Annotated in this window: 12 protein-coding genes and 1 tRNA gene; 6 read left to right on the top strand and 7 right to left on the bottom strand. The window is 62.3% G+C overall.

The features are described 5' to 3' along the window. Positions 1-47: 47 nt before the first annotated feature. Both R6258_RS06760 and R6258_RS06755 read right to left on the bottom strand, forming a co-directional pair. Entirely contained in the window at positions 48-1031 is a 984-nt protein-coding gene (locus R6258_RS06760; RefSeq protein ID WP_318448886.1) for a serine/threonine protein kinase, read from the bottom strand. 74 nt (positions 1032-1105) lie between these two features. Then, on the bottom strand, positions 1106-1786 hold the full coding sequence (locus tag R6258_RS06755; RefSeq protein WP_318448885.1) for a ComF family protein: 681 nt from the start codon (positions 1784-1786) through the stop codon (positions 1106-1108). A 370-nt stretch (positions 1787-2156) separates the two neighbouring features. On the opposite strand from R6258_RS06755, the gene R6258_RS06750 reads away from it, so the two are divergent. After that, positions 2157-2241, top strand: a tRNA-Leu gene (locus R6258_RS06750). Between the two features lie 328 nt (positions 2242-2569). On the opposite strand, the gene R6258_RS06745 is transcribed toward R6258_RS06750, so the two are convergent. After that, positions 2570-2860: a hypothetical protein gene (locus R6258_RS06745; RefSeq protein ID WP_318448882.1), complete on the bottom strand. Its 291-nt coding sequence runs from the start codon at positions 2858-2860 to the stop codon at positions 2570-2572. Between the two features lie 441 nt (positions 2861-3301). On the opposite strand from R6258_RS06745, the gene R6258_RS06740 reads away from it, so the two are divergent. From R6258_RS06740 to R6258_RS06725, 4 genes are all read left to right on the top strand, one after another. Further along, entirely contained in the window at positions 3302-3451 is a 150-nt protein-coding gene (locus R6258_RS06740; RefSeq protein WP_318448880.1) for a hypothetical protein, read from the top strand. Positions 3452-3657: 206 nt separating this feature from the next. Continuing rightward, positions 3658-3927 carry a hypothetical protein gene (locus R6258_RS06735; RefSeq protein WP_318448878.1) on the top strand — a complete coding sequence of 90 codons (270 nt, stop codon included), beginning with the start codon at positions 3658-3660 and terminating at the stop codon, positions 3925-3927. A gap of 721 nt (positions 3928-4648) precedes the next feature. After that, positions 4649-5053 carry a hypothetical protein gene (locus R6258_RS06730; RefSeq protein WP_318448876.1) on the top strand — a complete coding sequence of 135 codons (405 nt, stop codon included), beginning with the start codon at positions 4649-4651 and terminating at the stop codon, positions 5051-5053. A gap of 98 nt (positions 5054-5151) precedes the next feature. Further along, on the top strand, positions 5152-5934 hold the full coding sequence (locus R6258_RS06725; protein ID WP_318448874.1) for a DUF1206 domain-containing protein: 783 nt from the start codon (positions 5152-5154) through the stop codon (positions 5932-5934). An 81-nt stretch (positions 5935-6015) separates the two neighbouring features. On the opposite strand, the gene R6258_RS06720 is transcribed toward R6258_RS06725, so the two are convergent. After that, the gene (locus tag R6258_RS06720) at positions 6016-7143 is read right to left on the bottom strand and encodes a GGDEF domain-containing protein (RefSeq protein ID WP_318448872.1); all 1128 of its coding nucleotides are present in this window, start codon (positions 7141-7143) and stop codon (positions 6016-6018) included. 131 nt (positions 7144-7274) lie between these two features. Then, complete coding sequence (locus R6258_RS06715) at positions 7275-9083, bottom strand: acyl-CoA dehydrogenase C-terminal domain-containing protein (RefSeq protein WP_318448870.1); 1809 nt, start codon at positions 9081-9083, stop codon at positions 7275-7277. A 394-nt stretch (positions 9084-9477) separates the two neighbouring features. On the opposite strand from R6258_RS06715, the gene R6258_RS06710 reads away from it, so the two are divergent. After that, a complete protein-coding gene (locus R6258_RS06710; RefSeq protein ID WP_318448868.1) occupies positions 9478-11145 on the top strand; it encodes a BCCT family transporter in 1668 nt (555 codons plus the stop codon). Between the two features lie 70 nt (positions 11146-11215). Here R6258_RS06710 and R6258_RS06705 read toward each other — a convergent pair whose 3' ends face one another. Together R6258_RS06705 and R6258_RS06700 are read right to left on the bottom strand one after the other, a co-directional pair. Then, on the bottom strand, positions 11216-11944 hold the full coding sequence (locus R6258_RS06705) for a 3'-5' exonuclease (RefSeq protein WP_412176359.1): 729 nt from the start codon (positions 11942-11944) through the stop codon (positions 11216-11218). Beyond that, positions 11944-13851, bottom strand: coding sequence for a DUF294 nucleotidyltransferase-like domain-containing protein (locus tag R6258_RS06700; RefSeq protein WP_318448866.1), 1908 nt, complete (start codon positions 13849-13851; stop codon positions 11944-11946). Before R6258_RS06700 ends, R6258_RS06705 begins: the two co-directional genes overlap by 1 nt. Positions 13852-13900 lie beyond the last annotated feature (49 nt).

The raw sequence follows: 13900 nt of genomic DNA, 5'->3' as shown, positions 1-13900 counted from the left end.
GCGGCCATTCATGCTAAGCGCTTTGGCCGACGGACACCAACCGCCGCTCAGGCCAGCCAGCGCGGCTGTTCCAGTGCGACGCGCTGCTGTTCGAGGGTGCGAATGTGCTGATCCCAGTACGCTTCGTCGGAGACCCAGGGAAAGGCGCGCGGGAAGGCCGGGTCGCGCCAGCGCGCAACCAGCCAGGCGCTGTGACGCATCAGCCGCAGGGTCCGCAGCGGTTCGATCCAGGCCAGCTCGCGGCGATCGAAATCGCAGTACTGCTCGTAGCCTTCCAGCAGTTCGGAGAGTTGCATCTGCCACTCCTGGTCATTCTGGGCAGTGAGCATCATCCAGAGATCCTGCACGGCCGGCGCCATGCAGCAATCGTCGAAATCGACCAGCGTGAACTGCTCATCGCGCCCCAGAATATTGCCCAGATGGCAGTCGCCGTGCACGCGGATCGCCGCCTGCGACGGCCAGGCGCGCTCCGCCAGGAGGGTTTCCAGCGCCTCGCTGATTCGTTGGTAAGCGCGACGTTGACGCTGGCTTAGCCATTCGCCGGACAGCACCTGCTCGCGGCTGCTCTCGGCCCAGCCAATCGGCTCAAGCGTGGGCCGCGTGTCGAACGGCTTCGCGCCAGACACCGCATGCACCCGGCCGATCAGTTCACCGAGGGCGAACAGATGAGCGGGATTCTCGAGTTCCGGCGCCTGACCGACGACATGCGGGAACAGCGCGAAGCGAAAGCCCTCATGATCGTGCAGGCTCTCGCCGTCGGCATCGCGCCAGGGCGCCGCCACCGGTACGTCGGCGGCCTCCAGTTCGGCAATAAAGGCATGCTCCTCGCGAATCTGGGCATCGCTCCAGCGTTCGGGACGATAGAACTTGGCGACCCAGCGGCGTCGCTCGTCATCGTGGATCAGAAAGACCCGATTCTCGTAGCTGTTGAGCGCGAAGGGCTCGCCGGGCAGCCAGAAGCCCAGCGCCTCGATGGCGGCGACGATGCGTTGTGGCGGCAAATTCTCGAACGGGTGCGGGTTGGCGGCCATGCGGGCCTCCTCGGTAAGCGATGCCCGCATGCTAGCAGATTGCTCCCCGCCAACGGCAGCGCCATGCCCGCCTCTCAATGGCCAAGCGGCGTGCGCGCCACCGCCCAGGCCTCGACATGACTGGCGCCAGCACCGCGGCAGGCAACGGCCAGCGCATCGAGCGAGGCACCGGTGGTCATCACGTCGTCGACCAACGCGACCCGCTTCGGCAACGCGGTCTCGACCGCGAAAGCGCCCTTGAGGTTGCGCCGTCGCGCCGCGCGGTCCAGGCCGCGCTGCGAGGGGGTGGCATGCAACCGCCGCGGCTGGCACCAGGGCAGCGCCAGCCGTGCGGCAAGGCGCTCGGCGAGCCAAGGACCCGGGTCGAAGCCCTGCTCGCGGGCACGCCCACGATGGCGCGGCAGGGCCACCAGCAATTCAGGCAATTGCTCCCTTTCGAGTCCTGCCAGCGTCTCGCCCATCAGGCTTACCAGCAAATTACCCGCACGCGGGTCGTAGCCGAACTTGAAGCGCTGCAGCAGCCGCGCAACCTCGTCTTCGTAGCGCAGGCCGATACGCGCTGCGGCGAACGCCGGCGGGCGTCGCAGGCAATGCCCACAGTAACGTGGCGCGGCTTCCGGCAAGGGTTCGGCGCACTGCGCGCATGCGTGACGATTCCACGGCAACGCCACCAGACAAGCGCCGCACCACGGCACGTTCGGCAGACAACGCGCCAGGCAGAACGCACAGCGACCGGGCAAAGCGCGGCGTAGCATCTTGTCAACGTAATTGACACCCAAGGTTGACTTAAAACCCGCGCGCCCTATCATCCTTGTTAACTTTTCCACTTATATAAGTTCACCATTCTTTCGACGAGTCCTGCCATGACCTTAACCGCCTCATTCTCCCGCGCCATGACTGGTCGCTCCGTGGCGCGTATTCCGATGCCGCGAAGCCACGTCAGACTCTCTGCCGGACGACGGATGAGCGACTCGACGCCAGGCCCCGCTCAATCAAGAGCGGCCCCGCTCCGATAGCGTGTAACCGCTTTACTACGACGCCGCAGCGGCCGAATGACCGATCCGCGCGGCGACGATTGACTTGATCGGAGCCGTCCGTACAATACGGGCGGTTCCTGCCCCTATTGCGGATGTGGTGGAATTGGTAGACACGCTAGATTTAGGTTCTAGTGCCGAGAGGCGTGGGAGTTCGAGTCTCCCCATCCGCACCATACAGCATCACCCAGCATCTCCTGACCTACCCCCGAAGCTGCAAGCCGCTCTATCATAGGCATTTCTTTAACCTGGCTAATCCGGGCAACCCGCAATAGCGCTTTGCGCGTGAACACCCACGTGTACTCTAAAGTTCCTGGATACATGGGGGACAAGCGTTGGGAAACGCACATCATGAAATGTTCGCCGATCAAGCGGCGGCCGCTGGCCGATACCGTGCTCCCTCGAGCCAGAGGACACCGACTACCGTGAGCTCGACGGCGCAAGCGTCCTAACAACAACGGAGTGAGGTCAGGGTGCGCCGGCGGGCCAAGCGGTTGGGCAAGCCTAGCCGAGCTTCTCTTCAGCCAGGCTTCGAAGGCGCTCAATGAGGTTCTTGTCTTCAATATCGGGCACTAAAACCTGTAGGACACTGATGGTCTCAGTCTCTTGGCCCGAACCGAACTGCAGGAACGAACCAAGGTCTCTGTCCGTCCAGAGATAGATCGCTCGGTCGTCATTGTCGGCTCCCACATCGCGACCATCCTCCGGCGCCGCCTTAATAACGTTGTAGCCCTCGATCTTCATCGACTCGAACTCCTCGATGGAAACCTTCTTGTACTGATTGACGTTTTTCATGACCTGCCCTGCGCTGGTTGTGAGCTCTCACCGTCTCGGGGCGGACGATAGCCGTCTATCCAACTGTCCACCTAAAACGGTGGTCTTTCTCGTTTCGTAAGAAACAAAAATGAACCTGAACCTGGGACTGTTCGGCCACGAGTTGGTCGTCGATAACTTGGCCGGGGGGCGGTGTCAGTCAAGGCATCCCCACCAAGTATTTATATTCAGTAGCTTGAGAAGCAGGGTCGGCTAAGCGGACTGTTAGCAGCATAGCCTGTCATACCTCGTCACGCCTGCAATTCAGCCAATCACCCTATTCAGCCTGTCTCTTGCTTGCTCGAATGCAGCCAACCCAGGCTCCGACCCTCGCTAGTGCAGGCACCGAATAGCGCTTGACTCAGCCCTACAAAGCCACCATATGGTTATGGACAGGCATCGAAGCATGACAAGGAGGTAGCCATGAAACGCATACTCGGCGCAGCCGTTGCCAATTGGCTCAGGAAGCCCCAGAACCGCGAGAAGGCCAAGCGCACGGCAAAGCAGTTGTGGAGCAAGTACCAGAATCGTAAGGGACCACCGCCGCCAGGCGGCAACACACCCCCAAGATGAAAATTCATCGGCTGCGCTTCGGCTAAGAGGTCGGGCGCAGCCGAGCGCTGGACGTGCAAGTCATCAACCTGACGAATTGCTGCCCGGGTGCCGCGCAAAGCGCGTTGTCTCATGCTTCTTCGATTTGTTCCAAGCTATTGATTATTAAACAATGGTTAATTAAGTTAACGCTTGCCATATAAATTCACCCACCACGCAGGGCTGTTATGGCAGTTTTTTTAATAACCTACGAATTGCACCTACCCATCGCCTACGATGAATTCCATAACCTTCTCGAATCCTTTCCCAACGCTACGGCGGTCGACTGCAGCGTACTCATAGAGACGGATGCCACGGCTACCGCCATCATCGAGCGGCTGCATCCCCACATCGGTGCCCACGATTCACTCTTCGTATGTCAGATCAGCCACGATTGGGCCAGCGTACAAGCGCGCTGCGGCAACTGGCTCGATGAGCCCGAGAGGGTCTATGGCTGAAATGGCCATGTCGGTTTATCAGGTTTTATAGGCAGGCGGGCCTGTCGCCGTCACCCTGCGGCAAGGCAAAGCACAAAAAAAGACCGCCGAGCAGTCGGCGGTCCAGGTATGCAGGAACTAACGGACATGAGACACCCCTAGGCGGGAAGTCGTTGGCCCGAAGGCCCGGAGTGGACGTGCCTCATCGTGTTGCCGTAGGCAGTCCACCCCGATTGCATGCCATATCGATCATGCAGCATGCAGGATAGGTGGCATCCTTGCCGGGGAATCCTTTCCCTAGACACCCTTCCTTGCCCGAAGGCGGTGCCGTCTCATCGCAACCTAAGTCACACATCGCATCGAGTGAGTCACCAAGATCGAGGCTTGCTACGTTGTCGAACTCGCATCGCGCCTCTCACAATGTTGCTCACTCACCCATAATATTGCGAAAAACGTGCCAATAATATTTATTAACCTTTAAATACATGCACTTAAACAAAATTCTCTTGCGTTTATGAGCTGTCCATTCTCGCTCTGGACGCTAAACTTTCATTAAACGTTGCTAATATCTGACGCTCACCATGAACGCGACGTTAACTTTAGTCTAATCAGCGCTCTACAGTGTCTCTTAATGGCGACAAAAGGGTGTTTAACGGATAAATCGACGTTTGTGGGCCGGTTGAGGTCAACGTACACTGGCGAAGCAAGGCGCCAATGCCGGTTATTCAGGAGGTGGTGATTCATGTTCAGAGACGATGTGCCAGGGTGCGGCGTTTACCGGCATACCGATGGCCGGCTGGTCAAACAAAGCAATATGTTGGTCGAGCTGCTTCATGGAGACCGCGCTAGCGCGCCGGAGACACTGGAGCGCTTTCTCAGAGAAGCGGGCTATACGGCCTATGAAACCGTTAAGGGCGTCTATACCATCTATGCGCCGGTGGAAGGCGCCATACTGAGCGATGCTTTTCGACATGCATTTGAGGGCGTGCGCTACCTGATCCAGGTCGAAACCGATCCCAAGTCGCACTTCTTCGTGCTGGTCAACGACAGCCTGGTCGACTACCTCAGCGTTCTCGCGCTGCTGCAACCATTGGCCATTCACAAGCGTATGGCAGCAGAGTCCGTCCAATCTGCGGACGAGGCATGAGCCTACAATCCCCTCCTGGCCGACAGTTAGGGCCGCTCTTGACGATGCTGGCGACCCTTTTCAACACGGTTCGCACCCTTAAGTCGCGCTCCCCCCTAGTGAGACGCACCGTTCGCGTCATCGCGCGCTGCGGCTATGTCGCCAAAGGCGTGGTCTTTTTGATCATCGGCGTCCTGGCGTCCCTCGCCGCCACCGGGCTGGGGGGCAACAATGTCGGCACCAAGGAGGCAATAACCCACCTGGCCAGCCAGCCGTTCGGCGGTCTCATGCTGGCGTTGCTGAGCCTGGGCCTGCTCGCCTATGCCGTGTGGCGTCTGCTGCAGGCCTTGATCGACACCGAGAACCTGGGTCTTGGCATGCGCGCCCTTGGTGCGCGCCTGGGTTTTCTGATCAGCAGCGGCATTTACATCAGTCTGGCGCTTTACAGTTTCAATCTGCTACGCAACGCCGCCACCGGCAATACCTCTCCAACCGATCGAACGGCGGAGTTGATGAGCCACCCCGGCGGGGTCTATCTGGTCTTTGCGGTCGGGGTCGGCTTTGCCTGTGTCGGCCTGCGCCAGATGTGGCGGGCCATCATGCGCTCCTATCTCGAGAACTGGCGTATGGTCGAGATGAGCGCCACCCAGCGCCGGCTCGCCGAGGCCGCGACCCGCTGGGGACTGAGCGCACGAGGCGTGGTCTTCATGATCATCGGCGGCTTTCTGTGTGTCGCCGCGGTACGCACCGACCCGAGCGAGGCCCAGGGGCTGGGCGGCGCGCTCAACGTGCTGGCTCGCCAGCCGTTCGGTCCCTGGCTACTGGGCACGGTCGCACTGGGCCTGGTCGCGTATGCCGTTTACTGCTTCGTCAATGCCCGCTTTCGCAACGTGGACCCGTGAGCGACACGGGCCCCGTGTCGAGCGGGCCCGCTAACTTGCACGGTCAGCAATCGTCTTCAGCTCACAGTCATATCGGTTGAGCTAGCGAGATAGGGTGAGCCGGTCGTCACTGACGATCAACCGGTCACGCCCGGCATGCTTGGCGGCATACAGCGCTCGGTCGGCCCGCTCGAACCACAGCGTCACCGAGCCCTCCTCGGGGGCCAGCGCGCCACCGCCACTGAAATGAATCTCTCCCTGGGCCAGCGGCTGTGAACAGCACCGTTCGCGAAGACGACCATCGAAGGTCTCGATCAATGCCTGCGAGGCGCGCGGCATCAGGACACAGAACTCCTCGCCACCACAACGCCCGACGATCGCATCATATAGCTGGGCGACTTCGCTGAGCAGCGCGGCGAAGTGCAGCAACACCTTGTCGCCGTATGGATGGCCATACTTGTCATTGACCTGCTTGAAGTGATCGAGGTCGTAGATCACCAGCGCCCAGCCCGGCGACCGATCGCCCGCCAGCGCCAGTCGTGCTTCGGCCGTGGCATGAAAGGCAGCGTGATTGAGCAGGCCGGTCAAGCTGTCGCGCCGCGCCTGTTCGCGCAAGCGCGCCGCATAGTCGCGACTGAGGCGCTGCTCGCTCTTCACGCGACGAATGTGCCCGCTGACCATGATCAGCAGGATAGCCACGTTGAGGTAATAGCTGACGATCAGGTCGGTGGCCCGCTGGGCGACGCTGGGATAGGCCTCAACCCAGCGCGGGTGGCGGCTTTCGAGCAGGATCATCAGCGCCGGCATGATCAGAAACCCGGCCAGGACCAACCAGCGCCGCCAGCCATGGGCGGGAATCACTCCCAGCGAGTAGGCCGCCGCCATCAGGAAGAACATCAGTGTCGGCCCCGACATGCCCTGGTTGAACAGCCAGTTGATCGGCATCATCACGAAGATGATCATCAGGCAGAACCACCAGGCCATACGCTCGGCATCGGCGCGCCAGCGCGAGCGATACCACATCCACAGCACGATCGAGGCAAAACCCTCGAGAGCCAGACCATAGAGCGGCGGGCTCAACGACAACACCACGTTGAATGCCCCCGAAAAAGCGCCGACCCAGGCAGCGAAGAAAAGAAATGCCAAGTGCATGCGCTGCAGTGGTGAATTGGCGTCTCCCACCACCACACGCCAGCCACGCGCCGCGAACCGCCGCCCCCATACCTTCATTCCGCGCTCGCCCGCCTTCGCCACCGCCCGATTAAATCGAATCGGCCACCGTGGGTACGGTGGCCTCGGCTGGTTATATCACGCTCTGCTATTGAAGTCTTAACGCATGATGGGACTCCCTCAGCGGCCATTCAACCCTGCGGATAGAAGTCCTCTTCGGCCAGATTCATCAACGGCTCGGCGCCCGCCTCGATCTGTCTCTCCAAGGCCTCGATGCGCGGCAACATGCGAGTCAAGTAATGGCGGCCGACCGCCAGCTTGGCACGGTAGAAGCGCTCACCGGCGCCGCCGCCTTCTTGTAGTCCGCGCTGTGCGGCACGCATCATCTTCCACCACATCCAGGCGTAGGCGACATGGCCCAGCAGGTTGAGGTAATCGGCCGCCGCGGCACCGAGTTCCTCGGGGTGCTTCTCGCCCCGCCCCAGCACGTCGGCCGTGACGTTCTCGAGCAGCACCAGGGCCAGCGAGATGCGCGTATGCGAGTCGTGCAGTTCGGGCTCGGCACGCTCGCCGAGATCATCGCGCATGGCCGCGATGAACTGTACGAGATAGCGGCCACGATTGCGGGCGAGCTTGCGACCCATCAGATCCATGGCCTGAACGCCGTTGGTGCCTTCGTAGATCATCGCGATGCGCGCGTCGCGCACGTACTGCTCGGCCCCCCACTCCACGCAATAGCCACTGCCGCCGTAGATCTGCTGGGCCTCGACCGTCGCCTCGAAGCCACGATCGGTCAAGAACGCCTTGGCCACGGGGGTGAGCAGTGCAACCAGCGCCTCGGCCTCGTCACGTACAGCCTCCTCGGAATGGAACTTGGCACGATCGAGCTGCTGCGCAACGAAGGCGGCAAAGGCACGCCCGCCCTCGTTCCAGGCACGCACGTTCAGCGCCATGCGCCGCACGTCGGGGTGCACCAGGATCGGATCCGCGGGCTGATCGGGGTGCTGGGCACCGCCCGGAGCGCGGCTCTGCCGGCGCTCGCGGGCGAAGTCCATGGCGCTCTGGTAGGCCACTTCGCCCAGCCCCAGCCCCTGGATACCGATCGACAGTCGCTCGTAGTTCATCATCGTGAACATCGTCGCCACCCCCTGATGCGGCTCGCCGATCAGCACGCCTTCGGCTCCCTCGAAGTGCATCACGCAGGTCGCGCTGCCCTTGATGCCCATCTTGTGTTCCAGCCCGCCGCAGCTGACCCCATTGGCCTCGCCCAGCGAGCCGTCCTCGGCGACCTTGCGCTTGGGCACCAGGAACAACGAGATACCCCTCGTGCCCTCGGGGGCATCGGGCAACTTGGCCAGCACCAGATGGACGATGTTGTCGACCATGTCATGCTCGCCACCAGTGATCCATATCTTGCTGCCGCTGATGGCATAGGTATCGTCGTCCGCGTTGGGCACGGCCCGGGTCTTGATCAATCCCAGGTCGGTGCCGCAATGCGGCTCGGTCAGGCACATGCTGCCCAGCCACTCGCCGGCGTACATCTTCGGCAGGTAGCGCTGCTTGATCGGCGCCGAGGCGTGATGGTCGAGCAACAGAGCCGCCCCGGTATTCAATGCCGGGTACAGCGCAAAACTGGCATTGCTGGCGTAGAGCATCTCCTCGAAGGCGACGGTGAGCAGCTTGGGCAGACCCTGGCCGGCATAGTCGGGGTTGCCCCCCAGGCCGAACCAGCCCCCCTCGGCCAGCGTCCGCTGGGCCTCCTTGAAGCCTCGCGGCGTGGTGACCCGGCCCGCCTCGAAGCGACAGCCTTCGGCGTCGCCGCTCTGGTTGAGCGGAAACAACTCGGCCCGTGTGACGCGCGCGCCCTCCTCCAGGATGGCCTCGGCAAGGTCGGGGGTGACCTCGGTGGTTCCCGGCATCGCGGCCCACTCCTCACCGGCCTGAAAAACCTCGTTGAGCACGAAGCGCATGTCGCGCAACGGCGCCTGATAACTGGCCATGAAACACTCCTGAAACGGTTGGCGGAAAGGTACGGTTTGCCTGAATACACGCGGCAGCACAAGGATTCAAACGATCGATTGGATACTAGTCCATTACCCCGGCCGGCTTATAGCCCGACCTTCGCCCGGGGCCGTTTGGCCGACACCCCCCGCCGGTGGCATGCTGGGCGCATGAACAAACGAACGCCGGACGGCGACAAAACCAGGCCCCGCTCCGGTGGCAACTGTCGCCACTTTGCGTCAGGATAAAGGCACCAATTGCGCTCTCATTTTGCAGCGTCGCGTGACATGACACACGACGCCATTGATGCTTTGTCAGTTGGTCGCGCAATCTCGGCCTGGCCGGCAAAGCCGCCAGATACGCTTCAAACTTCGCAACGAACGGAGATGCTCCATGGATGAAAAGCCCAACAGGCAGACCGAGTCGTCACCGCAGGAGAGCCAGGAAGGCATTCCCGCGCCGACCGGTCGCTCGGACCTCATCGATACCGATTACGTGATCGGTCAGGACAACATCACCACCCGCAGGTTTGGCGTGGACGTCGACCTGCACGGCAAGGTCTTCTCGATCTCATCCCTGCTGATCCTGTTCTTTGTGTTCATCACCCTGGCCCTGCCAGATCAGATGGGCCCAATCTTTAACGGCGCCAAGAGCTGGCTGACCGGCAACCTGACCTGGCTGTTCCTGTTCGCCGCCAATATTTTCGTCGTGCTCACGGTCGTGCTGATATTCACCCCGCTGGGCAAGGTGCGCATCGGCGGCATGGAGGCCAAGCCGGACTTCAGCTACGCCGGCTGGTTCGCCATGCTGTTCGCCGCGGGCATGGGCATAGGGTTGATGTTCTACGGCGTTTCCGAGCCGATAACCCACTTCGGCACCTCGATGGCGGGCACCAGCGCGGAAGGCGGTATGCGCACCGACTGGGCCCCGCTGGGCGCTGCCGCGGGCGATCAACAAGGTGCCATCTCACTGGGCATGGCCGCGACGATCTTCCACTGGGGGCTGCACCCCTGGGCGATCTACGCCGTGGTCGCCCTGGCCCTGGCGTTGTTCTCGTACAACAAGGGTCTGCCGCTGACCATGCGCTCGATCTTCTACCCGATCCTCGGCGAGCGGATCTGGGGTTGGCCGGGCCACGTGATCGACATCCTGGCGGTGTTCGCCACCCTGTTCGGCCTGGCGACGTCACTCGGCCTGGGTGCTTCGCAGGCCTCCGCGGGGCTGAGCTATCTGTTCGACACGCCCAACAACAACGTCACCATGGTGATTCTGATCATGGGCATCACTGCCGTCGCGCTGATGTCGGTACTCGCCGGTGTCGACAAGGGTGTGCAGCGGCTATCCCAGGTCAACATGGTCCTGGCCTTCCTGCTACTGGCCTTCGTGATCGCCGTCGGGCCCACGCTGATGATTGTCACGGGCTTTTTCGAAAATCTGGCGAGCTATGTGGCCCATCTGCCCGCGCTGTCCAACCCGTTCGGACGTGAGGATATCAACTTCAGCCAGGGCTGGACCGCCTTCTACTGGGCCTGGTGGATCAGCTGGTCGCCGTTCGTCGGCATGTTCATCGCCCGGGTCAGCCGCGGGCGCAGCGTGCGCGAGTTTCTGATCGCCGTGCTGCTGGTGCCCTCGCTGGTCTCGGTACTGTGGATGACCGCCTTCGGCGGCACCGCCATCCATCAGTTGGTGGCCAATGGCTTCGAAGGCGTCAAGGACGCCGCGCTCGAACTGCAACTGTTCGTGATGCTCGGCCAACTGCCGTGGACCAGCGTCACCTCCTTCATCGGTATCGTGCTGGTGATGGTGTTCTTCATTACCTCGTCGGATTCCGGCTCGCTGGTGATCGATTCCATCACCGCCGGCGGCAAGGTCGACGCGCCCAAGCCCCAGCGCGTGTTCTGGGCGTTGATCGAGGGCGCCATCGCCGTCGCGCTGCTACTCGGCGGGGGGCTGACGGCGCTTCAGGCGGCGGTGATCTCGACCGGCCTGCCCTTCACGCTCGTGTTGCTGGCGGCGTGCTACGCCATCGTCAAGGGGCTGATGAGCGAGCCACGCGCCTAGGCGCATTGCTCACTGCCTACGAAAAAAAGAGCGGCTCGCGGGCCGCTCTTTTTTGCGTCGATGAACCTCCTCAACGCCAGAATGTGCCGACCGGGGTCTGCCAGGAATAGTGGCGGGCGATCTGCGCCTGGAATAGCTCGGCGGTGGCCAGCGCGTCGCTTAAGGCATGATGACCGGTATAGGCCGGCAGGTTGTAGCGTTGACGGCTCTCGTGCAGCCGAACCGATGCCGGCGGTCGTCCAACCAAGCGCTGCAGCCACAACCAGCGCCGCCGACGGTGACGCACCGCCTCCAACGACATGGTATCGATCATCGGAAACAGCAGGTGCTCGTCGACCCGATCGTGCATCGCCGCATCGAGAAACTCACGCTCGATGGGCCGATAGTGAACCACCGCCAGCCGTCCGGCCAGGCACTCCAGCAGGTCATCGAGAATATCTTCCAGGTCCGGCGCGTCGGCCACTTCCGCATGGGTAATGTGGTGAAACGTCACCGACTCGTTGCTCAGCGATCGACGTGGCGCCACCACCCAGTAGCGTGCCTCGCCAAGGCGAATGCGCTCCAGCGTGAACGGCAGCACGCCGATGCTGACGATGCTGTGGCGGCTGGCATCCAGTCCGGTGGTTTCAAGATCCAGCGCCACCAGCGGCACGTCGCCGACCGGCGTTTCGGGTCCCGGGGTACCGGCAGCATAGTAGCGCTCGAGACGCGGATCGCGGGCCCGGGTTGCACGCGAGGCCAGATAGGCCGGCCAATCGGGCACCTGCTTGCTCAGCCGGGAGAATAAGCGCATCACCATCAGCGGCCCTTCGAAGGCATCGGGTAGCGGAAGCCGAGAAACTTCTGGGCGTGGCTCAACACTTCGAAGGCATCCTTAAGGTGTCGCCGCTCACGCCCCGATAGCCTCTCGGGTTCGACGCTGTTGTCGGTGGTGTCCTCGTCATGCTCGATATCGTAGGCCTGATGGCGGATGCGCACCATCGACAGCAATTCGAAGGCATAGCGCAGCCGTTCATTGACGCCTTCGGGCAGCAGTCGGGTGCTCGCGATGTCGTCCAGCCGGGCGAAGGTATTCTGTGCTTTCGAGCCACAGGCCAGCGCATGGATTCTCACCAGGTCGACCAGTGGCGCCGTACCACGCCGCTTGAGGTTGATCGACTGGCGGTGCTTGCCGTCCCGCTCCATCACGAAGGTGCGGAAGAAGCCCAGCGGCGGCGTGCGCCCCAGGGCATTGCGCGCCATCGCCGCGAGGAAGACCGGGCGCTGCGGGGCGCGTTCGGCGATCAGATCCTGCAACTGTTCGACGTAGGCCGCCTCGCCATACACGCTGGCCAGGTCGAAGAAGATCGAGCTGTGCAACAGCCGCTCGGGGCTGGGCTCGTCCATCCACTCGTTGAAATAGCGCTTCCAGACCCTGAGCGGCTGACGCCAGCGCTCGTTGGTGGCCATGATGTCGCCCTTGCAGTAAGGGTAATTGCAGGCCGCCAGGCCATCGCTGACGAACGCCGCCAGGGCCTTGAAATACTCGTCGTGGTGCGCGGGGTCGAAGCTGTCGTCGAGGATCAGCGCGTTGTCCTGATCGGCGGTGATGGTCGGCTCGTCGCGGGCCATGGAACCCAGCACCATGAAGCAGTAAGGCACCGGGGGCGGCCCCAGCTCGGCCTCGCCAAGCTCCAGCAGGCGGCGCGCGAAACTGCGTCCGATGGTCGCCAATGCCTGCCCGACCATTTCCGAGTTGGCGCCGTCCTTGACCAATCGGGCAAAAGCGGTACGCACCTCGCCACTCAGCGTGGCGAGCTGGTGCGCGTCGGTCTGGTGAAAGATATTGTTGACCAGGTAGAGGCTGCTATGGGTTTCGTAGCGCACGATGTCAGAAAGGTTCAGCACCCCGACCGGATGGCGACGATGCAGCACCGGCAGATGCTGGACGTTGTTGCGCAGCATGCACAGCATCGCCTCGTACACCGATTCACCCGACTGGATGGTGATCGGGTCCTGCGACATCACCTCGCTGACCGGCGCCTGCGGCGAGATGCCATCGGCCAGCACCCGGGTACAGAAGTCGCGATCGGTCAGAATGCCCGCCAGCCGCCAGGCCTGATTATCGCGCCCGCTGAAGGAATGCTCCCAGTCGCCATCGGGCGCATCCAGCACCAGCACGCAGGTGGCGTTTTCCTTGCGCATTTGCTGGGCGGCCTGCTGCAGCGGCGTGTCGGCCTCGACCAGCACGGCCTGGCGGTGGATCAGCTTGCGCACCCGCGTGGTCAGCATGTTGCTGTCGCGATGCTGCTCCTCCACCGTGGCCTTGAGCCGCTGACCGCCGGTATCGACGAAATCCGAGAATTCGTCGTTCTCGTCGCAGAGCTGCTGGAACAGCGCCTCGGGAATGAAGTAGACCAGCGAATCCTCGAGCGCACGCACCGGGAAACGCACCCGATTGTTTCTCAGCAGATCCGAGTAGCCGAAGATATCCCCCTCACTGAGTCGGTTGAACAGGCTGCCGCTACGCTTGTACATCTCCACCGCACCGCTGCGCAGATACCACAATTCGTGGATCGGCTGGTCCTTGACCAGCAGGTCGGTGCCGGCCTGGAAGTAGCGGATCTCAACCTGCTCGGCGACGCGGTCCAGCAGCGCGTCGGGAAGCGTGTCGAAGGGTGCGAACTGCGCCAGATGATCGCGTATGTCGAGCTGCTCGATAGTCATGACGGCCTCGTCCATGGCGTCGGGGATAGGAGTCATTTTCGAGAGCGCC

Source organism: Halomonas sp. HP20-15 (assembly GCF_033446685.1).
Taxonomy (GTDB): Bacteria; Pseudomonadota; Gammaproteobacteria; order Pseudomonadales; family Halomonadaceae; genus Modicisalibacter.
Note: the sequence above shows the minus strand (reverse complement) of the source record. Positions and strands in the feature narration are given on the sequence as shown.